Here is a 21,061-nt window from a genome sequence, read left to right on the forward strand (position 1 = left end):
GTTTCTTCTGTGGAAAGTCATGCTTTGGGCGATTGGGGTGTGTATGCTCGTTTTGTGATGAAGAAGCAGTCTTTTGCGCCAATCCTTCGGGGGGGGGGTAGTTGTTTAGGGCTGCCCTGGTTTGGACTCCTGGTTTTGGTGGGGTTGTTGGGGTCGGTGTTGGTTTCGGTGGGGGGTGTGGGTGCGCAGAGTGTGCCGAATCAGCCGTCGTCGGCATCGGTGGTGGTGTTGGGTGGTGGTGCGGTGCGGTTGTCGTGGGGGCCGCCCCCGGATGCTGCGACTACGGGGGTTTCGGGTTATGAGTATGTGTTTTCGCGGTCGACCGATGGTGGGACCAATTGGGATCCGCCGGTGGACAGGGTGGTGGATACTTCTACAAGTTTAGCGCCTACTTCGGGGGATCGTAGTGGGGTTGTGTGGCGGCCGGTGCCCGGTGGTGGGGGTGCTGGGTCGGTGGTGGTGTCGGGTTTGGTGATTGGTAGCCGCTACCGGTTCTGGGTGCGGGCGGTGAACACCGCGGGAGCGGGGCAGATTGCTGAGTTGAGTGGCGCGTCGCAAGGGCATTTGATGTCCAGTGTTCCACCAGCGCTGGCGGGTTTGCGGGCGGTGGTTTCCGATTCCCAGGTGGAGTTGAAGTGGACGCAGGCTTCCGGTTCGGTGATGGGGTCGGGGTTCGCTACTATTTTGTGGTACGAGTACGCGATCAAGCGGGGTGATGGGGGTTGGTCGGGGTGGTCTACGATGGCCGATGACGGTAGTACAGCGGCTAAGGATCGTGAGTCGTTCGTGGTTTTGGGTTTGACCAATGATGTTGGGTATTCGTTCAGGGTGCGGGCGGTCAACATGCATGGTGCTGGTGCCACCGGTGAGGTGGGGCCGGTGGTGGTGGGGGGCGCGCCGGGTGCTCCTCGTAACTTTGTGGTGGCACCGGGTGATAAGTCGGCGTTGTTGTCGTGGTCGGCGCCGGGGGTGGTTGGCTCGCCGATCACGGGTTGGGAAGTTCGTTGGGTCGGGGATCGTAGTTCCACAAACTTGGAGTTGGCTCAGTGGTTTAGGGTGCCTGGTGGGGCTGGGGTTAGGTCTTATTTTGTGACCGGTTTGGATAATACCCAGCCCTATGTGTTTGAGGTGCGGGCTGTTAACGCGTTGGGTGGGGGTTTGGGGGCGCGTTCTGGGTTCATATATTTGGGTGAGGTTTTGGGGGCTCCCAAAAATTTGAGAGCGACACCAGAGGAGTCGTCGGTGACGCTGAACTGGAACCGACCGGATGGTGCTACTAGCGAGAGTTTTCGGCGTTTTGAGTATTCGATGCGAGCTGGTGACGGTGAGTGGGGTGGTTGGGTGGCGATACCGAACAGTGTTTATTCAACTATAGAGTATAAGGTTCCGGGTTTGAAGGCGGGCACAGGTTATCGGTTCCGCCTGCGGGCAGTGACTGTTGTTGGTGCTGGTGCGGTGGCGGAGACGGGGGTTGTTTATCCGGGGACGGTGCCGGCGGCTCCGGTGTTGTCTGCGGAGGCGGTGTCGGATTACGCGCAGGGGTTGCTCCGGGTGGTTTTGTCGTGGACGGTGGATGATGGTGGTTCTCCGGTAACGAAGTGGCAGTTGAGTCATGCGACAGCGCCTGGATCGGCTGGTGCGGAGTGGGCGGATTTGTGTGATAACAGCAAGGGGGCGGATCCGACCTGTGAGGAGTTGTCGACGGTGACGGTGCCCACGGGTCGGGTCTTTAATGGTGTTGGTGGTAGTAGATGCGTTTTTACATGTTTGGGTAATTTGGATGTGGGGGATCATTATTTTGTGTTGCGGGCGGAGAATGCTAGGGGTGTGGGTTTGTCGTCGGGGGTGGTGAGGGTGAACTTCCCCAAGGGTCTTCCTCCTATGCCGAGGAATGTGTTTTTGCGGGGTTACACTGATGATCCTCGTACCAATGGTAGGCCTCATATGGGTGCAGCTTTGCTTGTTAAGTACTTGCATGGTGGTAAGTTGTTGCGGTGGGAGTGGTCTTGGAAGATTGATGATGGGCCGTGGGGTGGGTGGATTACTCAGGTGGGTAGGTTGTCTCCTTCTACCCCGACGGAGGTTTTCGAAGAGATAACTTTCGAGGTTGGGAAAACCTATACGATGCGGTACCGGACGGTGACAGATTTGGGTGCGGGTTATGTGGGTGAGTCGGAGCCGTTTATTTTCGGGGCTCCATCTTTGCCTGGTGGTGTGGATTGGTGGGGTTCGTCTCACACTCGTCCGGAGGTTTTGGCGGTGCCGGGTAATGGTCAAGTCACGTTGAACATCGTCCAACCTAGTGATGTCAGTTCAGGCAGCGTGATTGTTTACAATAATGCTTACACTGATACCGATGGTACTTATGATGATACGGTTTGGGAGTATTCGTATCGCCCGGTTGGCGGTGGTTGGTCTCCATGGGCGGTGGTTAATGTTGGTAAGTCGTTCGCGAATCGTAACCCCGATGCTGGGGGTACGGCGACGAACAGGCACGTGGTGTCGGGTTTGCGTAATGGGGTGTCCTATGAGTTCCGGGTCAGGGCGCGGAACCGGCACGGTACCGGTTGGTTGGAGGGTCCGGCGTTGTATTCCAACGGTGCTGGTTTGGTGGGCAAAGCCTCCGATGTCATGCCGGATAAGGTGGTGATACCGGGTGTGGCCCCACCGGCACCAGCAGGTTTGGCGGTAACTGGTGGTGATGAACAGGTTTCGTTGTCGTGGACATCGGTGGGGTCTGGGGGTCCGCCGATCATCCGCTGGGAATACATCAAACAGGAACGAACCGCGGGTAACACGTCGTTCGGTGAATGGGACGAAAATTGGATGCCGGTTCCGGGTTCGGGGCCGTCGAGGACTCAAGGGGTGGTGAAGGGTTTGACCAATGGCACCTCGTACCGGTTCCGGTTGCGGGCGGTGAACGCGCTGGCCGATTGGGTGCCCTCCGGCCAGTTGTCGACCGGCGCTGGTAACGGTGCGCAGGCGCAGTCATTATCCGTCACCCCCGGCAATACGCCCACTGCGCCCCGCCAGGTGCGGGTGATGCCCGGTGATGGTGAGGTGAGAGTCTCTTTGTTGGCCCCGCAGGGTGGTTCTGATGTTTTGGGCTATGAGGTTCGGATGCGGCGCAGCGATAGTAGCAGTTTTGATGCGTGGCAATCGTTGGGAGCTCGCGTCACCCCACCGGCCCGCCATTTGGCCGAGTCGGTTGGTGTGCCGGTGCGGGGCTTGGTCAACGGGGTGGCCTATGACTTCGAGGTGCGGGCGGTGAACCAGTTTGGTGCCGGCCCGGCTGCGGGGGTGGTCGGTCCGGTCACACCGGTGGGCGCACCCGCTGGTGGGGCGTTGACAGCGACCGCGGGTGATGGACAGGTCACGCTGTCATGGGCAGAACTGAACACGGGGGGTTCCACGGTTACGGGTTGGCAGTACCGCATGAAAACTGATGGTGGGGGTTACGGTTCATGGACGACCGTCACCGATGGGGCGGCGGCGCGCAGCCTGGTGGTGGATGGTTTGGCCAACGGGCGGGCCTACACTTTCCAGGTGCGGGCCATAACCACCGATGTTCAGGTGATTGGGGCGGCGTTCGAGTCCGAGGTGGTCACCCCCTCGGCAGTGCCCCCAGCGCCCACAGTGACTGCTACCGCTGGTGATATGTGGGTCACTTTGAACTGGGATGCCGGTGCTGGTGGGGCGGTGGGTGAATCGTCGTGGGCTGCTGCGGTTACCGGGTGGCAGTACCGGATGAAGACCGGCACTGCTGGTTACGGGGCTTGGGTTGATGTGGCTGCCGCGTCCACCACCCGCGAGGTTGATGGTCTCACCAACGGTGTTGCTTACACCTTTGAGGTCCGAGCGCTGAATAGGATTGGTGCCGGCCCCGCCGCTACCGCCACCGCGATGCCGGCGGCGGTGCCTGATGCGCCCACGGTTACTGCCACGGCTGGTGACAAGATGGTGACGGTGAGCTGGACCCCGGGTGGTGATGGGGGTTCGGTGGTGACGGGTTGGCAGTTGCGCACCGGCGATGGTGAGTGGGTTAGTTATCCTGCTGGTACCACTTCGGTGCCGATCTCGAACCTAATCAACGGCACTACTTATACCTTCGGGGTTCGAGCCCAAAACGTCATGGGTGCTGGTGTTGCTGGGGTTGCTGCGGCGATGCCGGCCACGACCCCTGCTGCTCCGATGGTTACCACCACGCCCGGTGACGAAACGGTCACTTTGTCGTGGACACCCGGCACCGATGGGGGTTCTGTGGTGACGGGTTGGCACTTGCGGGTTGATGATGGCCAGTGGCAGGACCTGGCTGGGATGGGTTTGGGCGCTGATGCCACCTCGGTGCCGGTTCGAGACCTGACTAATGGCACCAGCTACACGTTCCACCTACGAGCCCAAAACGCAATGGGCACCGGTGCTGTGGCCTCTGTTACGGCGACACCAGCCACGACCCCCGAAGCTCCCACCGTCACAGCGACGGCCACCGATGGCACCATCACCGTCACTTGGATGGCGGGTGCCGATGGTGGGTCTTTGGTGACGGGTTGGCAGTGGCGCACCCGGGTTGGGAGCGCCGGGTTCGGTGAGTGGGCCGATGTCGGGGCCACCACGATGAGCACGGTCATAGGCGGGGTCGATACCGGTACCGGCCCGGTGGCCTACACCTTTGAGGTGCGAGCCATAAACGCAGTCGGCACCGGCTCTGCGGGCACTTCGCCCACCATCGTCCCCGGTGATGACCGGGCTGGTGATGAGGACTACTACACCGGCCCCATCAACAGCCCGAACTTTTGTGCGGAGTTCTCTTTGGGTGGGGCCCGCTTGTTCGCCCTCGATAGCGATGGTGACGGGGTGGCCGATGTGTGCTCGCTGCCGTATACCCGTCGTGAGGCCATAGCTCGTCACAATGCGGTTATCACCCTGGCCAACCGGTATCCCGACCTGTACCGTCGGCTCGTCAACGCCGAGTGCGCCAACCAACCCGACAACGGCGAAACCTGCGGCGGTGACACCCTCGCTGCGCCGGGGTTCCCGCCTCCCAACGATGGGGGCCCTTATTACTCGGGCACCATCACCGGCCCCTCCTGGTGCGCCAACCGCTCCCTGGGAGGCCCCACCACTTACCCCCTCGACAGCGATGGTGACGGTGTGGCCGATGTGTGTTCGCTGCCCTACACCCGCCGCGAGGCCATAGCCCGCCAAAAAGCCGGCGACACCCTGGCGGCTACCTATCGCGACGAGTACAAAACCATCCTTGCTGAGGAGTGCCGCCGCCTGGGCCGCGGTAACTACGGCGACCGTGTTGCTGATTTGAACAACGACATCTGCGCCTAACCAACCCTCATTCAATTTCTCCCCGCCGGAGTGCCCCCTGCTTGCTCGCGCTCCAAGCCAGTTAGTTGGTTTTGGTCAGCGCCGAGCCAGGTGCTTGAGCATTTTTGCCAGGTAGCCGTTGGGGTCGGCTCGTTTGGCCTCTGCGTCCTTTTTCAGGTTGGGGGCGGCGAAGCCCTCGAAGTCGTCGTTGTCCAGCTTGGTGATAAGGGCTCGGGCCACATCCACCGGGTCCATGAAAATGTTGGCGGGCTGGGGGAACGGGTCGTCGTTGCCCGGTTTGGGAGTGGAGAACTCGGTGGCGGTGCTTCCGGGAATGAACAGGTGGGCCCGGACACCGGTTCCGGCCAGATCCATGTAGAGGCCCTCGGTGAACAGGTTGAGAGCGGCCTTGGCTGCGCCGTAGGCCCCGGTTCTGAACGCCATCGACTGGGTGCCCATGGATGAAACGTTCACAATGTCCCCAGAGTCCCGCTCCAGCATGTACGGCAGCAGAGCAAGGGTGAGCCGGGCCGAGCCGGTGAAGTTCACCGCCATCGTCTCGTCCAGCTCCAGGGGGGTGAGCCTTTTCAGCGACCGCCGCCTCGGGGCACCGGCGTTGTTGACCAAAACATCGATGGGTCCCATCTGTGCCCAGGCCTGTTCGGCGAACGATTCAACGCTGCCGAGGTCGGCCAGGTCGAGCCGCCACCAGCAACCGTCGCCTCCAGCGTCGCGCACCTGCTGGAGAACCTCTTCGAGGCGCTGGCCCCGCCGGGCGGCCAGGCCGACATATGCCCCACCTCGCCCCAGTTCCACCGCCAGAGCGGCACCGATGCCCGAGGAAGCACCGGTTACCAGCACTCGCCGGCCGTTGGGGTCCCAGCTCATCCTGCGGTAAGCCCGGCGTCCACGCTCAGCACCGCGCCGTGGATCCGGTGGGCCTCATCGGAGGCCAGGTAGGCCACCGCCGAGGCGATGTCGCCGGCCTGGGCCATTCCCCTGAAGCCCATGTACCGCCCCATCAGTTCCATGTCGGGATCGGCGGGGAACTCGAAGGATGCCACCAGGTTGGTTTCCACCCCGCCCGGCGCAACGGCGTTGATCCTCACCGGGGTGCGGATGGTCTCCATGGCCATGGCCTTGGTAATCAGGATCACCGCGGCCTTGCTGGCACAGTAGGGCACGGTGTAGGCCTGCCCGATCTGCCCGGCGTTGGAGGCCATGTTCACGATGCACCCTCCGGAGGACTCCAGGTGGGGGAGCGCGGCCTGCGACATCCAGAACACCCCGCTCACGTTGACCCCCATTATTTGATCCCAGGTGCTTTGATCCACATCGCCCACACGATGGCACCCGGCCACCCCGGCGATGTTGCACAGCACATCCAGGTGTCCGTGTTCGGTCACGGTGGAGTCAACCAGCTCGTGGCAGGCCTCCCTTGAGCGCACATCGGACACCACCGGGTAAAAAGCTGCGGCATCGTTGATAATTCCTGTGGTTTCGTCCAGGCCCGACGAGCTGATAATTCCTGCGGTTTCGTCCAGGCCCGACGAACTTATGTCGCTGCCCACCACCACGGCTCCCTCGCTGACCATCCGGGCCGCGGTGGCCCGGCCGATACCCGAGCCGGCCCCGGTGACCAGGGCCACCTTTTTCGAGAACCTCATGTTGTTGCCTCCTTCAACGGCTGCTGTTGCTTTCTTTTTGCCACCCGGGTGGTCGGGTTCCTAGGGCAGTCCGGCACCGGGAACCTCAACCCGGACGGTTTCTATGCGGGCCTGGCCCCGGCCCCTCACCTCATCGGGATGAGATCCCGGTGCCGTGAGCAGGAACAGGGTACGGCGGTCGTCGCCCCCCAGCATGACCGCGAAGCAGTTCTGTTCCGTCTCCACCCGGTGGGTGATCTCACCTCCCTCGATCACCCGCTGGGCGGCGCAACCCACAGCGTCGGCGTACCAGATGCCTTCCTCGGCGTCATAGCAGCAACCGTCGGGTATGGTTCCCGGTACCGCGGCCCACAACCGCCGGTTCTCCAGCCGGCCGCCGGCTCCTATGTCGAATGCAGTGAACTGGCTGGCGAAGCTCTCACCCACGATGAACTTCGCACCATCAGGGGTGATTACCGCCCCGTTGGGAAACAGCAGATCCCCTGCCGCGGCTTCCACCGTGCCGTCGGGTTGCACCAGCCCCAGCGTGGCTCCGGCTACATCCTCACCCTCGTGCAGATCGAAACCGAAGTTACCCACGTAGGCGCGTCCCTGGGTGTCCACCGTCATGTCGTTGCAGTGTGAAGTGGCCAGTGCCGAGAGATCGGCGTGTTCCCCAAGGGTGGTCCCGTCGTAGTGCAGAACTCGCCGGTCCAGCATCGACACCACCAGCAGGTCGCCTCCGGGCATCCACCCCAGCCCCGAGGGTTGGCCGGGCACCTCGACGATCACCTCCACTGTGCCGTCCGGCGATGCGGCATTCACGGTGTGCTGGTAGAAGTCCGAGTACCACAGGCGGCCGTCGTGCCATCGGGGAGCCTCGCCAAAATCGATTCCGCCGAGAAACGGCTCCGGTCGGGCAAGCATCTCCATACCGGATGACAATAGCGACTGTCCATACCGGATGGCACCGGATGACACCTCGAGCAGCGGTGGACGACCCCCGGAACCACCACGCTAGCGACTGTCCATACCGGATGGCACCGGATGACGATAGCGACTGCGGGTGGGGTGGTTCCTAAATCGTTTCGGGTGGGCGATAGGGTGGTTTGGCCATGCTCCACGAGGTCCGAACTCGAGTTATCGACTCGGTGAGGGGGATGTTCGCCCATGCCGAGACACCGTTGCTGCGTACCGGTGAATTCGAGGGCGATCCCGGTCTCTGCGGTCCCGGTTCGGTCAGTTGGCGGGTGATCGGCGATGTCAGCGTGTTCGTGGGCGGTATCCGAGCCCTTTTGATCCAGGCTGCCCACCCCGAAGTCGTAGCCGGGGTTGAAGATCACAGCCGCTACCGGGATGATCCGCTGGGTCGGCTCAGCCGGACATCGTTTTATGTAACGACCGCTACCTACGGCGCGATGCCCGAAGTTGTGGAAGCCATCGACAAGGTCAGGGCGGCTCATGGAGGGGTGAGCGGTACATCTCACCGGGGGCAGGCCTACAGCGCGTCGGCCCCGGAGTTGGCCGCCTGGGTTCACAACACCCTCACCGATTCCTTCCTTGAGGCCTACCAGCGCTTTGGTGGCCGCCTGAGTGTCGAGGAGGCCGACCGGTTCGTGGTCGAGCAGATGAGGGTGGGGGAGTTGCTGGGGGCATCACCACTGCCGGCAACGGCAGCCGGTTTGCGGGCCTGGATAACTGGGCATCCGGCTCTGGCCCCGAGCCCGGGGATGCGCAACGCGATCGGGTTCCTGAAAAGACCCCCTATTCCCCCGGCGCAACGGGTGGGCTACCTGGTGTTGATGAACGGGGCAATCACCACCATCCCCCGCCGGCTTGCCTCCGTTCTGGGGGTGGTTGCGGTGCCCGGTGCCCGGGTGGCCGCCGTTTCCCTGATTCTGGGGTTGCGCCGGGTAATGAGTAACAGCCCGGCGTGGCAGGCGGCCCTCGAACGGTGCGGCACCCCCTACGATCCGCGGCTGTTTCGTGACCAGCACCCGGGAATGGCGCAATAGATTGCGCAATAGATATTGCGAGATATGGCGCAATGGATGTAACCCTGGGGAGGTTGGGTTTGAAAGGCCGGGATGGCTCGGGTTAGGGCGATTTCGGTAAAGCAGGTAGGGTGGCTCGGCAAGCAGCGCGGTAACACCGAAGGAGAGGGTGCCGAGATGGGACGGTTGGACGGCAAGGTAGCAATCATCACCGGAGCAGCCCGGGGGCAGGGGGAGGCCGAGGCCCGGCTTTTCGCCTCCGAGGGGGCCAGGGTGGTTCTGGGTGATGTCCTCGACGACGCCGGCCAGCAGGTGGCGGCCGGCATCGGCGACAAAGCCCACTACGTTCACCTGGATGTATCCAGTGAGGCCGATTGGGCGGCGGCGGTGGACGCGGCCACCGCCATGGGACCTCTGCGGGTTCTGGTGAACAACGCGGCCATCATCATGCCCGCAGCCATCGAGGACACCACCCTCGACGACTACATGAAGGTGATCAATGTCAACCAGGTGGGCACGTTCCTGGGCATGAAGGCGGTGCTGGGGCCCATGAGGATGGCCGGCGGCGGCTCGATCGTGAACATCAGCTCCATCGACGGCCTTCAGTCCAAGAACGGTCTCATCAGCTACACCGCCTCCAAGTCGGCCATCCGGGGTATGACCAAGACCGCCGCCATCGAGTGGGGTCGGTTCGACATCCGGGTCAACTCCATTCACCCCGGTGGGGTCAACACCCCGATGGGCAACCCCACCAACGATCCCCGGGCCGAGAAGGAACCGTACCAGTTCCAGGCCATTCCCCGTATCGGCGAGCCCGTCGAGATCGCCCATGCCGCCCTGTTCCTGGCCAGCGACGAGGCGTCTTACGTGACAGGTGCCGAGCTGAGCGTGGACGGCGGCTGGCGGGCCGGGCAGGTCACACCGGGGCTGCCGGGCACCGACTTCGTGGTCGAATACGGCTACGAATCAGCCTGACGGCCTCCGGTTTCTCGAGTCTCTTCAGCCCCCGGTCTTCTTGATCACTTGAGCGAGCAGCCCCTCTGGGAGGCCCCCAGCGCCGCTTCCGGCTCCGATTACGGGGCCGGTGCCGAACGGTTGGCCCTGGCCGGTGCCGCCCGCCGGGTGCTGAACGCGGTACGGGTCACTGCGGCCACCGGCGATGCCGTCGCCCGGGCCACCGATCTGCTGGAACAAGCCGCCTTGTTGGTCGAGGCCGAGCAGATGGAGGGGCACCACCGCCAGGGGGTCATGGGCGACCTGGAGGCCGGGTTCGAGTCCCGCGACCCGATGACCTTCTTTCCCTACAGCCCGATCATCGGCCGGTTGAACCCGGTATCGCCCCCGGTGGAGTTCTGGGTGGAAGGTGCCGAGGTTCACGGGCGGATGAACCTGCCCGCGGTCTACGCCGGCCCGCCGGGCCTGGTCCATGGGGGGATCATTGCCGAGGTGTTCGACGAACTGCTGGGCGTGGTCAACGTGGTCAACGAGCGGGGTGGCTACACCGGCACGCTGAAGGTGGTGTACCGGCGGCCCACGCCGCTGCTGAGCGATGTCGCCCTGCGGGCCTGGCCAGCGGGCAGCGAGGGGCGAAAACTGTACGTATCCGGCGAAATGGTTCACGCCGGGGTGGTGACCGCTACCGCCGAGGGTATTTTCGTGCGAGCCAACCGGCAGTTGATCGACGACCTGCCTCATCGATAATCCACCCCACCCCGGTTCGCAATCCCCCCGGTGAGGTCAGGACTCCGGTTCTACTGCGAACCGGTTGGTGTGGAAGTTGAGCGATTTGCGGCGTTCGGCGGGTTTAGGACTCGAGTTGTACTGCGAACCGGTTGATGTGGAAGTTGAGCGATTTGCGGCGTTCGGCGGGTTTAGGACTCCGGTTGTACTGCGAACCGGTTGGTGTAGAAGTTGAGCGATTTGCGGCGTTCGGCGGGGTCGATGCCGAAGTCGGTCAGGTCGTAGATCACCCGGCCGTGCCGGTCCCGGGGATGGTCGACCATGTATGCGTCCATGGCCGCCCTGACCTTCGGGGTGAAGGGTTGTTCGGCCCGGTCGTAGATGCGCTCCACCATGGCCACGTCACCGGCCATGAACTCGTGGAACAGCACGTCCATGGACTGCTCCGGGGCCACCAGGTCCCGGTCGTCGGTGCAGGACCGGAGCATGTCCTCGATGAGCTGGGCCCACCATTGGCCGATACCGTGGACATCCACCGGATGGGTGGCGCTCATGCGGGCCGAGTAGCAGATCATGGTGGCGAAGGAGGCGGTGATCGACACCGGATCGCGGTGGGTGAACACCACGGTGGCATCGCCGAAGACGTTCATCAGGGGACCTATCTGTTCCAGGTGCTGGGGGGATTTGAGTACCCATCGCTCCCGGGGCGGGCGCTGGTGGGTGAGCACCTGAAGGATCCGCTTGAGGTACTCGTAGTGGGGGGTCTGGTCTTGCTCTTTGTAGTAGGACCGCCACGAGGGCATCACGGCCATGCAGTCGAACAGCATGGTGGAGAAGTCGATGCCCAGCAGATGGATCTCCTCATGAACGTGATCCCAGGTCATCTCGTGCATGCGGGCGTAGTGGGGCATGGCCGTGTTGAGGATCGCCAGCCCGCTCTTGGCCCGCTCGATACGGCCTTCGGTGGTTCCGGCCTCCTCGGGAGGGGGAACCGGCTCCATGGCTTCCCACCAGGGCAGTGAGCGCAGCTCGGGATCGGCGGAGATGAGGTTGTGCAGGTGGGTGGTGCCGGTGCGCGGTAGCCCGGCGATCACGATGGGCCGGTTCACGGGCACCTCCAGAGCGTCGGGGTGGTCCTTGATGTACTGCTCGATCCGCAACCGGTTGGCGGCGAAGCCACTCAGTTGGTTGAAGCTGCTCACCCGGCCCATGGGGGAGTGGTCGGCCTCGGTGTCCAGGGACCGGCACAGCACCTCGAGCGGGCCCCGGAATCCATCGGGCCCGAAATCGCTGAGCCCGGTCCGGGTGGTGGCTTCGGCCATAACGGCCTCGGGGCTCAACTCGATCTGCTCGGCCATGGGAGCGGTTTGCTCCATCATCTGGGCAATTTCCGGGGAGAGCACCGGATTGACCAGGTCCTCTATGCGAATGGGGGCGGGACGGTTGCTCACGCCTCGCAGGTTACCCTGATCGGTCACCACCGGAACCGGACCAGCAGCCACACTTCCCCCCGACACTGCTGGTGACCTCACCAGAGCTGATCGGCCACCACCGGAACCGGACCAACTGCCACGGTAGGCTCCACCGAGTGATCGCTCCAGGGGTTAGCGCAGGTGATTTGATTCCAAAACCCAAAACCGAAACCAACCCATCGCGACCCCCGGTGGAGCCTGCCCTCGGTGGCCAGGATCGGCCCTCTACCATATAGCTGTGCCCCAGCATGTTCCTGAGATCGAATGGACCGAGGATGCCTTGGTGCTGCGCAAGTTCGTGTTCGACTATTGGGGGGAGACCGGTCGGGCCCCCAATCTGGCCGCCATGCACGCCGCTACCGGCATGGAGCGGCGGCGGCTGGTGGAAGCGCTGAAACTCTTGCAACTGGGGATCGTGTTCGTCATCGACGAGACCTCACCCAATTGCGACATCTTGAAGGCTCCGCCGTTCTCGGCGTTCCCCAGCCAGGTGGAGATGTACATCGATGGGGAGTTCCACAGCTATATCGGCTGTGCCCATGAGGGTGTCGGGGTTTCGTGGACTCCTTACTTCCGGGGCAAGGAAGTCGAGCTGCGGACTTACGATGCCCACACGTTGGAGCCCATCACCCTGGTGTCCAAGGATTTCGAGCTGATCTCCGCCGAACCCTTCGAGCCGCTGATCCTGTGCACCGAGGTGATCTGGGACTGGGTGAGCACCGACATGAAACACATGTGCGACCACACGAATTTCGTGTTGAACCGTGACACCGGGGCAGCCTACGAGGCATCCATCGGTCGCCGGGGCATCTACTTCACCATCGAGCAGGTGTCCCAGTACATCGCATTCGTGCTCAACCAGAGAATCTACGACTATCACTGGCCGGCTCTGACCATGGATCCCCCCATTATCATCGACCGGCTCCGAGAACTCGACATAGACCTGAGTCCCTGGGGCTTGTAGCGGCTCATCCGGTCCGGCGGGTGGCTTTTTGGTGGCGGCGGTGGGTGGTGAGTATGGCCTCGGTGTAGCCGTTGGGCTGGTCGCGGCCTTGGAAAACCAATGCCAGGGCGGCCTTGAACGGGATGCTGGTGGACAAGTTCTCGCTCATGGGCTCGTAGTTGGGGTCGTCGCGGTTCTGGTTGTCGACCACCGCGGCCATCCGGTGCATGGTCTGGATCACCTGATCCTCGGACAGCAGACCGTGGTGGAGCCAGTTGGCCATGTGCTGGGAGGAGATCCGCAGCGTGGCCCGATCCTCCATGAGGGCGACACCGTTTATGTCGGGCACCTTGGAGCAGCCCACGCCCTGGCCCACCCATCGGGTTACGTAGCCCAGGATGCCCTGGGCGTTGTTCTCCAGTTCCCGCTGGATCTCGGCGGGGGAGACCTGGTGATCGGGGGCCAGCGCTGCGGGGGTCAACATGGCCCGGATGGCGCCCGCACGATCTGCGGGGGATAGAGCCAGCTCCTCCTGGCGGGCGGCCACGTCGTTGTCCAGGTAGTGCAGCGCGTGGAGGGTGGCGGCGGTGGGGGAGGGTACCCACGCGGTGGATGCTCCGGCGCGCGGGTGGCTGCCCTTCTCGTCCAGCATGGCGGCCATGTCGTCGGGCCGTGCCCACATGCCCTTGCCGATCTGGGCATGTCCCGGCAGTCCCAGGGCCAGCCCGGCTGCCACGTTGGCCTCCTCGTAGGCGGTCAACCACCGGCATGACTTGATTTCCGCCTTGGGGACCATTGGGCCGACCTCCATGTTGGTATGGATGTCGTCACCGGTGCGGTCCAGGAACCCGGTGTTTATGAACACCACCCGCTCGGAGGCTGCGGCGATGCAGGCGGGCAGATTTAGCGAGGTGCGCCGCTCCTCGTCCATGATCCCCATCTTCAGCGTGTTGGGGGCCATCCCCAGCGCCCCCTCGGTTGAGGCCAACAGGTCGCGGATCAGCGCAGTTTCGCGGGGACCATGCAGCTTGGGCATCACGATGTATGCCGACCCGGTGATGCTGTTGCGATGCGAGCCGCTTGCGTTCAGATCATGAATGGCGCCCCAGGCGGCCATCGCCACATCGATGATGGTTTCGGGAATGGGCCGACCGTCCAGACGCACCATGTCGGTTTCCAGGTGCAGACCCACGCAGCGGATCAGCATGACGCTGCGGCGGCGCACCGTTTCCGGTTTTCCCGACGGGTCGGTTACCGCGGTGTCACCGGCTAGCCCCCGTGTCATGGAGCGACCGCCCTTGGTGAACGATGCCGTGAGGTTGCCCTGCATCAAACCCAGCCAGTTGCCGTAGGCCAGGGTCTTGTCCTCGGCATCCACAGCGGCCACCGAATCCTCCAGATCCATGATGGTGGTGAGGGCCGATTCCATCAGGACATCGGAGATGCCCGCGGGGTCGTCCCGACCGATGCGGTGGTGGCGATCCATCACCAACTCCAACCCCAGGCCGTGCTTTCGCAGCAGTACCGTGGTGGGAGCCGTCGCCGCCCCGGTGTAGCCGGCGAACTGCCCGGCTTTGGCCAACGCCGTTGTGGTTCCGTTGGCCAGTTCAACCCTCAGCCCGCCATCGGCCACCGTGTATGCCACCGCGTCGGCGTGCGATCCGGTCCCCAGGGGAACATGGGTGTCCAGCAGAGCCCGGACCCGGTCTATCACTCTTTGGCCCCGCGCCGGGTTGTACGCCCCGCCCCGCCCCGCCCCGCCGGATTCATCGATTGCGTCGGTGCCGTAGAAGGCGTCGTACAGGCTGCCCCAGCGGGCGTTGGCCGCGTTGAGGGCGTAGCGAGCGTTGTCCAGCGGCACCACCAGTTGCGGCCCGGCCATCGACGCGATCTCGGGATCGACCCCCGTGGTGGTCACCCGCACCGGTTCGGGGTCATCAACCAGGTACGAGATCGAGCTCAAGAAGGCAACCGTTTCCTCCGGGCCGGCCGGGCCGGTTCCCTGGAACCGGTACCAGGCATCGATCTGGGCCTGCAAGGCTTCGCGCTCTTCCAGACTTTTCCGTGCACTGGGTCCGAAATGGGTGACTACCTGCTCGAATGCCGGCCAGAACTGCTCGGGACTCACTCCGGTGCCCGGGGCGAGCCGGTCGTGGACGAATGCAGCCAGCGGATCGGCAACTTCCAGCCTTCCCAATGTCCGGTAGATCTCGGGCACTGCTTCAGGCTATGACCCGTGGTGGCGGGTGCCGAAGGTGAGAAGGGGAAAAATCGTCACCACTTCCCGCTTGGCCCCCGGTAGTGTCGGTGGCCAGTCTTTTGTTACCCAACAAACGACCATCATCGACAAACTCATCACCGCGCTGAGGGTTGCTGATCAGTCTTTTGCCACCCACCCAAATCCACCCACCAAATGAGGTATCAACATGGCCGTCAAAGCTGCCGGTTCGTTGGATTCCGAGGTTCGATCCACTCAGGAGTGGATGGCCTCGCCCCGCTTCGAGGGGTTGACCCGCCTGTACTCGGCCCGCCAGGTGGTGGAGCAGCGGGGGTCGATTCCCCAGGATTACCCCGTAGCCCGAGTTGCGGCCGAGCGCTTCTACACCCGGTTGAGGGAGTTGTTCGACCAGGGGCGGTGCATCTCCACGTTCGGCCCGTACTCGCCGGGCCAGGCGGTGGCCATGAAACGAGCGGGGATCGAGGGTATCTACCTGGGCGGTTGGGCCACGTCGGCCAAGGGGTCCCTGCACGAGGATCCCGGCCCCGACCTGGCCAGCTACCCGCTGAGCATGGTGCCCGACGAAGCGGCCGGTTTGGTTCGGGCCCTTCTGACCGCCGACCGGAACCAGCAGTTCGCCCGCTCCCGTATGAGCGTTTCGGAACGCCAGACCACTTCGATGATCGACTTCACCCCCGCTATCATCGCCGATGCCGACACCGGTCACGGCGGGGATCCCCATGTTCGCAATCTGATCCGTCGCTTCGTGGAGGCCGGGGTGCCGGGTTATCACATCGAGGACCAGAAGCCCGGACTCAAAAAGTGCGGTCACCAGGGCGGCAAGGTGCTGGTGCCGTGCGACGAGCAGATCAAGCGGCTCAACGCGGCCCGGTTCCAGCTCGATGTGATGGGGGTGGCCGGCATCATCGTGGCCCGCACCGATGCCGAAGCCGCCAACCTGCTGGACGGTGGCACCGACGAGCGCGACCAGCCGTTCATCATGGGTGCCACCCAGCCGTTCGTTCCCTCGTACAAGGATGCCTACCTGGCCGTGCTGCGCCGCCTCGCCGAGGCCGGGGTGGACGGGGTCAACGGGCATCTTCTTTACGCCGTACCCGAGAGCCGTTACGCCCGGGCCTCGGCATGGCTGGATCAGTCGGGGGTCGGCCGGATGATTGAGAAGGCGATGGTGGCTTATCACGCTTCGTCCGATCCCCGGCCCGACGACGCGGTGGATCGGGTTTCCGATGCCCTGGCTGAAGCCTGGCACCGGACTGCGGGCCTGGCCACCTACGCCCAAGCGGTGGCCGACCAGTTGACGCTGCGATCATCGGAGGGGGAGACCTTTGGGGTGGGAGTGGAGGAATGGCTCAGCTTCGCCGGTACCGTTGACACCGCCACCGCCCACTCCCGGGCCATCGAACTCGGTCTGGATGTTGCCTGGGATCCCGAGGTGGCCCGCACCACCGAGGGCTACTACCAGGTGCAGGGCGGCATACCCTACGCAGTGGCCAAGTCGCTGGCGGTGGCCCCGTTCTGCGACTTGTTGTGGATGGAGACCAAGACTGCCGATCTCGACGATGCCCGGGAGTTCGCCGAGGCCATCCACGCGGTGTATCCCGACAAGATGCTGGCCTACAACCTGTCGCCGTCGTTCAACTGGGACACCACCGGTATGAGCGAGGACGAGATGCGGGAGTTCCCCACCGAGCTGGGCCGGATGGGGTTCGTCTTCAACTTCATCACCTACGGCGGTCACCAGGTGGACGGCATGGCCGGTGAGGAGTTCGCCGCCTCCCTCCAGCAGGACGGGATGCTGGCTCTGGCCCGGCTCCAAAGGAAGTTCCGCCTGGTGGATTCCCCGTACAGGACACCGCAAACTCTGGTGGGTGGTCCCCGTCTGGACGCTGCGCTCATGGCCAGTTCGGGGCGCACCGCCACCACCCGCGCCATGGGTAAGGGTTCAACCCAGTTCCAGCACCTGGTCCAGACCGAGGTTCCCACCCGGGAGCTGGAGGCATGGCTGGAGCGGTGGGCCGTGCACAACGGCGTGAACAGCGATCTCAAGGTGAGGCTGCGGCCCTATACCGCCGGTTCCGAGGTTCTAGAACTGGCCGTGCTCAGCAGCGACAAAGATTTGGCCGATGTGGTGTTCGGGGTGCTGCACGATCGGCGGGGAAGGGCCATCTTGTCGGTGCGGGACCAGAACACCCACAGCCCGGCGCTGCGCCGCAAGCGGCTGATGGCGCTGATGCACCTGTATTTGATCCGGCGCTACAACGCGGTGTCGGTCCAGTACCTGACCCCGACCGATGACAATTACCGCCAGACAGCGGGCATGAAGGATCTGGGTTTTTTCACATCGGTATCCGATGAGGTGGGGGAGATAATCGTGGCCAACGTGGACGAGGGGTTGATATCCAAACTGGTGAGCGACCAGGATGCCCTGCAACAGCTCATCGCCGGTCGGAACACGTAGCTTGGCAACAGCTCATCGCCGGTCGGAGCACGTAGCTTGGCAACAGCTCATCGCCGGTCGGGGCACGTAGCTTGGCAACAGCTCATCGCCGGTCGGGGCACGTAGCTTGGCAACAGCTCATTTACGGCCGGGGTGTGGGCGGCTTTTTGAGGGAGCGAGCCATTTCTGAGCGGAGGAACAGGGCCAGTACCGCGGTGGCGATGGCCACTGCGGTGAGCAGAAGCAACCCGGCGGCGGATCCCCCGAAATCGGAGAGGACACCGAACAGGATCGGACCGGTCACGCCCCCGGCCTCGCCCGCAGTGAAGAACAGACCTCCGGCCGCGCCCATGTTGCGTTGGGTAACGCCGGGAAGCTGCATCATCACCAGCAGGGCGATGGGCACGGCCAACCCCTTGCCCAGACCGATGATGGCCAGCCCGATGAAGGTGGTCGGCCTGATCCCGGCCCCCAGCAGGATGGTTGCCGCTCCGAACAGAGCGAACGTTGAGGCCAAAACGGCGATCCGGTCGTTTTCGGGTATTGACCGCGGCCCGAAAAGCGCTCCGATGATGCCCAGGGCGATCACCGTGCCGGCCAGGTAACCGGCCACCGAGCTGGAGAATCCCTGATCCTCGATGATGGTGGGTAGCCATCCGTTGAGGGAGTGGCTGTAGAGGAACATCCCCACGGCCAGCATCAGCATGATCCTCACCGCCGGACGGCTCAGCAGGTGCCACGCGCCCGAGAATCCGGGAGCGGGATCGGTGTTGCCATCGACACCGGGAGCGATCCGCCCGCCCACTGCGGCGGCCACCAGCCAGACGGCGATCACCAATACGGTGATGAGGGCGTACACCATCAGCGTCGCCCGCCAGCTCTCGTCGAACGCGGGCATCAACAGGCTGTTGGCGGTGGTCAGGGGAAGCACACCGCCGAGGGCCGGAGCGGTCATGGTTATGCCCATGGCCAGGGCCTGCTCCTTTTTGTCGAACCACAAACTGACCAGCTTGGGGGCCCCCACCGACACCAGTGGTCCGCCGAACCCGAACACCGCCACCGCTCCGAACATCTCGATGAAGCTCCCGGCCACCGTGCGCAAAAGAGCGGAGGCCGAGATGATCACCGTTGCCATTCCCAGCGAACGGCGCAGCCCCAACCGGTCCACCAGAGCGCCCGCGGGGAGCGCAGCCACGAGGTACACCAGTGGCCATGCCCCCAGCACGCTGCCCATGGCTCCCTTGCTCATGTTCAGGTCTTCGCGGATGACCTCCACCAGCGGGGCCATGGAGAACACCGCCAGACCGAAGGAGAAGTACACCATCCACAGCGCGCCGAGCATCACCCAGCGGTAGGAATGGTGCTGGTGATGCCCATCGGAAGGGGGTGGGCAAGCATGCCGGTGCCGTTGTTCACCGCCGTAGCGGTGGAAACGGCGCTGGTGATGCACATCGGGACCGTAGCAACCGGCCCCGGTCGATCTGCCATGCTGGGGTTATGGGAACATCCGTGGCAACAGCAGTAGTAACCGGGGCCGGCCAGGGGCTGGGGCGGGCGATCTCGCAGCGGTTGGCGGCCGATGGTTACCAGGTTGTTGCGGTTGACCAGAATCCTGGCAGCGCGGCGGCCACCGCAACCATGCTCAGCGGTTGTACTGGTGCCGCAGAAGGCATCGAGACTGCACCAGAGGGCGCAGCGGGCGGTCAGTGGCGGCAGTGCGATGTTTCCGATCCCGCTTCGGTGGTCGCGCTGGCCGAGTCCTTGGATCGGGTGGATGTGCTGGTGAACAACGCCGGCATCTGGATTTTTGCCGATCTGGACTCCATGACCGCCGAGGATGTGCAGCGGGTGTTGCAGGTGAACCTTATGGGCACGTTCTATTGCACCCAGGCGCTGGCTCCGTTGATGGGCCCGGGTGCAGCCATAGTGAACCTGTCGTCGAGCGCCGCGTACTCCAACTCACCAGGGGTGGGTATCTACCCGGCATCCAAAGCCGGAGTGGAGAGCTTCACCCGCCAGACCGCGCTCGAACTGGGACCGAAAGGAATCCGGGTAAACGCCGTCGGACCGGGAACGATTGTCGCCGAGGGCACCAAGAAGAACCACGAGGGTGAGCGGGGCGAGCAGCGAGCCCGGGCCGTACCGTTGGGCAGAACCGGTCGGCCCGACGACATTGCCGACGTGGTGGGATTCTTGGCCTCCAACGACGCCCGCTACGTGACCGGCCAGGTCATCTACGTAGATGGCGGTCTCAGCGCCGGTCGAGCTGCTATCTAGCGATTGATAAGCAGACTTTGCGTAAATGATATGACTTTACATAAAATACTTTACATAACATGTATTCTCAACGCTGGCTCAGTGCCACGAGGCTCTTGTGGCCAAGCCATTGATCTGTTTTGAGGTTTAGGTGAGTGCGATGGCCAGGCCCATACCAACTACCGACAGGATGGTCGCCAGCGAAAAGCCGATGATGGCGAAGATTACGGTACGGGCGAGGTTGGACATCTGAAGCGTCAACCTCCCCTCCATAGCCTTCATCTCGGCCTCGACCTTCTCGAAGCGGCTCTCGACTTTCTCGAAGCGGCTGTCGACCATGTCGAAGCGGCTCTCGACTTTCTCGAAGCGGCTGTCGACCATGTCGAAGCGGCTCTCGACTTTCTCGAAGCGGCTGTCGACCATGTCGAAGCGGCTCTCGACTTTCTCGAAGCGGCTGTCGACCATGTCGAAGCGGCTCTCGACTTTCTCGAAGCGGCTGTCGACCATGTCGAAGCGGCTCTCGACTTTCTCGAAGCGGCTGTCGACCATGTCGAAGCGGCTCTCGACTTTCTCGAAGCGGCTGTCGACCCTGCCGGACTCACCGAACATTTCAACACGGAGCTTGTTCACCTCGTGTAGTAGCCGTTCCTCCAAGGCTTTCAGGTCGTCCTTGGTGGCGAGGCGATCCCAGGGAACTGGTGGGAGGGACTCCATCAATGTCTCAGCCTCCTCCTCTCCCAACTGCTCACCCAATCGCTTCAACAGGGCCAAACGCCTGGTTTCATCAAATGACCCGCTCTTCGACACTGCCAGCCCCTTCAATAAACCTTATCCAAGGGAGGCAAAGCTCACCGCCTCCGAGCGATCTCCCAACCATACACCCTTCCAACCACCACGCAAGCAAAATCCTGGGTCGCCCGATCAGTAGGCCAACTTCGTAATGGGCAGGGCAACCGGAGCACTCTCGCCAACCCCGCTGGATATCGCACCTCCGTTTCGGTGCCGCGAGTTCTCTGTCGCAATCACCGGGGAGCCTGCTCTGCCATGGCTCAGGCTCATGTGGCCGCTCAGATGGACT

General features: G+C 63.4%; 16 protein-coding genes. 8 read left to right on the forward strand and 8 right to left on the reverse strand.

Going from position 1 to position 21,061, the window contains the following annotated elements; translation table 11 throughout:
• The first annotated feature begins 177 nt into the window (after positions 1–177).
• Entirely contained in the window at positions 178–5,337 is a 5,160-nt protein-coding gene (locus ACOGXC_RS03715) for a fibronectin type III domain-containing protein (RefSeq protein WP_419919367.1), read from the forward strand.
• 75 nt (positions 5,338–5,412) lie between these two features.
• On the opposite strand, the gene ACOGXC_RS03720 is transcribed toward ACOGXC_RS03715, so the two are convergent.
• The 3 genes from ACOGXC_RS03720 to ACOGXC_RS03730 are packed head-to-tail and all read right to left on the reverse strand — an operon-like array spanning position 5,413 to position 7,895.
• On the reverse strand, positions 5,413–6,204 hold the full coding sequence (locus tag ACOGXC_RS03720) for an SDR family NAD(P)-dependent oxidoreductase (protein WP_419919368.1): 792 nt from the start codon (positions 6,202–6,204) through the stop codon (positions 5,413–5,415).
• Complete coding sequence (locus ACOGXC_RS03725; protein WP_419919369.1) at positions 6,201–6,983, reverse strand: SDR family NAD(P)-dependent oxidoreductase; 783 nt, start codon at positions 6,981–6,983, stop codon at positions 6,201–6,203. The genes ACOGXC_RS03720 and ACOGXC_RS03725 overlap by 4 nt, the downstream gene beginning before the upstream one ends.
• Before the next feature lie 60 nt (positions 6,984–7,043).
• On the reverse strand, positions 7,044–7,895 hold the full coding sequence (locus tag ACOGXC_RS03730; RefSeq protein WP_419919370.1) for an SMP-30/gluconolactonase/LRE family protein: 852 nt from the start codon (positions 7,893–7,895) through the stop codon (positions 7,044–7,046).
• Positions 7,896–8,077: 182 nt separating this feature from the next.
• Here ACOGXC_RS03730 and ACOGXC_RS03735 point away from each other — a divergent pair, with 182 nt between their 5' ends.
• From ACOGXC_RS03735 to ACOGXC_RS03745, 3 genes are all read left to right on the forward strand, one after another.
• Positions 8,078–8,977 carry an oxygenase MpaB family protein gene (locus ACOGXC_RS03735; RefSeq protein WP_419919371.1) on the forward strand — a complete coding sequence of 300 codons (900 nt, stop codon included), beginning with the start codon at positions 8,078–8,080 and terminating at the stop codon, positions 8,975–8,977.
• A gap of 156 nt (positions 8,978–9,133) precedes the next feature.
• Positions 9,134–9,931, forward strand: a complete 798-nt coding sequence (locus tag ACOGXC_RS03740) for a glucose 1-dehydrogenase (RefSeq protein WP_419919372.1) — start codon at positions 9,134–9,136, stop codon at positions 9,929–9,931.
• A gap of 48 nt (positions 9,932–9,979) precedes the next feature.
• Positions 9,980–10,657 carry a PaaI family thioesterase gene (locus ACOGXC_RS03745; protein ID WP_419919373.1) on the forward strand — a complete coding sequence of 226 codons (678 nt, stop codon included), beginning with the start codon at positions 9,980–9,982 and terminating at the stop codon, positions 10,655–10,657.
• A 170-nt stretch (positions 10,658–10,827) separates the two neighbouring features.
• On the opposite strand, the gene ACOGXC_RS03750 is transcribed toward ACOGXC_RS03745, so the two are convergent.
• On the reverse strand, positions 10,828–12,153 hold the full coding sequence (locus ACOGXC_RS03750; protein WP_419919374.1) for a sulfotransferase family protein: 1,326 nt from the start codon (positions 12,151–12,153) through the stop codon (positions 10,828–10,830).
• A 193-nt stretch (positions 12,154–12,346) separates the two neighbouring features.
• On the opposite strand from ACOGXC_RS03750, the gene ACOGXC_RS03755 reads away from it, so the two are divergent.
• Positions 12,347–13,072: a hypothetical protein gene (locus ACOGXC_RS03755; RefSeq protein WP_419919375.1), complete on the forward strand. Its 726-nt coding sequence runs from the start codon at positions 12,347–12,349 to the stop codon at positions 13,070–13,072.
• Positions 13,073–13,076: 4 nt separating this feature from the next.
• Here the strand turns inward: ACOGXC_RS03755 and ACOGXC_RS03760 are convergent, their stop codons facing one another.
• A complete protein-coding gene (locus tag ACOGXC_RS03760) occupies positions 13,077–15,269 on the reverse strand; it encodes a malate synthase G (protein ID WP_419919376.1) in 2,193 nt (730 codons plus the stop codon).
• Between the two features lie 208 nt (positions 15,270–15,477).
• Here ACOGXC_RS03760 and aceA point away from each other — a divergent pair, with 208 nt between their 5' ends.
• Positions 15,478–17,748 (forward strand): isocitrate lyase ICL2, encoded by a 2,271-nt coding sequence (aceA, locus tag ACOGXC_RS03765; RefSeq protein WP_419919377.1) that lies wholly within the window; start codon positions 15,478–15,480, stop codon positions 17,746–17,748.
• A 121-nt stretch (positions 17,749–17,869) separates the two neighbouring features.
• On the opposite strand, the gene ACOGXC_RS03770 is transcribed toward aceA, so the two are convergent.
• Together ACOGXC_RS03770 and ACOGXC_RS03775 are read right to left on the reverse strand one after the other, a co-directional pair.
• Positions 17,870–19,069 (reverse strand): CynX/NimT family MFS transporter, encoded by a 1,200-nt coding sequence (locus ACOGXC_RS03770; RefSeq protein WP_419919378.1) that lies wholly within the window; start codon positions 19,067–19,069, stop codon positions 17,870–17,872.
• A complete protein-coding gene (locus ACOGXC_RS03775) occupies positions 19,069–19,215 on the reverse strand; it encodes a hypothetical protein (protein ID WP_419919379.1) in 147 nt (48 codons plus the stop codon). Before ACOGXC_RS03775 ends, ACOGXC_RS03770 begins: the two co-directional genes overlap by 1 nt.
• 9 nt (positions 19,216–19,224) lie before the next feature.
• Here ACOGXC_RS03775 and ACOGXC_RS03780 point away from each other — a divergent pair, with 9 nt between their 5' ends.
• Complete coding sequence (locus ACOGXC_RS03780; protein ID WP_419919380.1) at positions 19,225–20,004, forward strand: SDR family NAD(P)-dependent oxidoreductase; 780 nt, start codon at positions 19,225–19,227, stop codon at positions 20,002–20,004.
• 126 nt (positions 20,005–20,130) lie between these two features.
• Here ACOGXC_RS03780 and ACOGXC_RS03785 read toward each other — a convergent pair whose 3' ends face one another.
• Entirely contained in the window at positions 20,131–20,322 is a 192-nt protein-coding gene (locus ACOGXC_RS03785) for a hypothetical protein (protein ID WP_419919381.1), read from the reverse strand.
• Between ACOGXC_RS03785 and ACOGXC_RS03790 the strand changes: the two genes are divergently transcribed.
• The gene (locus ACOGXC_RS03790) at positions 20,321–20,911 is read left to right on the forward strand and encodes a hypothetical protein (RefSeq protein ID WP_419919382.1); all 591 of its coding nucleotides are present in this window, start codon (positions 20,321–20,323) and stop codon (positions 20,909–20,911) included. The two genes, ACOGXC_RS03785 and ACOGXC_RS03790, sit on opposite strands and share 2 nt — an antisense overlap.
• The last annotated feature ends 150 nt before the right edge of the window (positions 20,912–21,061 follow it).

Source organism: Candidatus Poriferisocius sp. (assembly GCF_965202595.1).
GTDB lineage: Bacteria > Actinomycetota > Acidimicrobiia > Acidimicrobiales > Bin134 > Poriferisocius.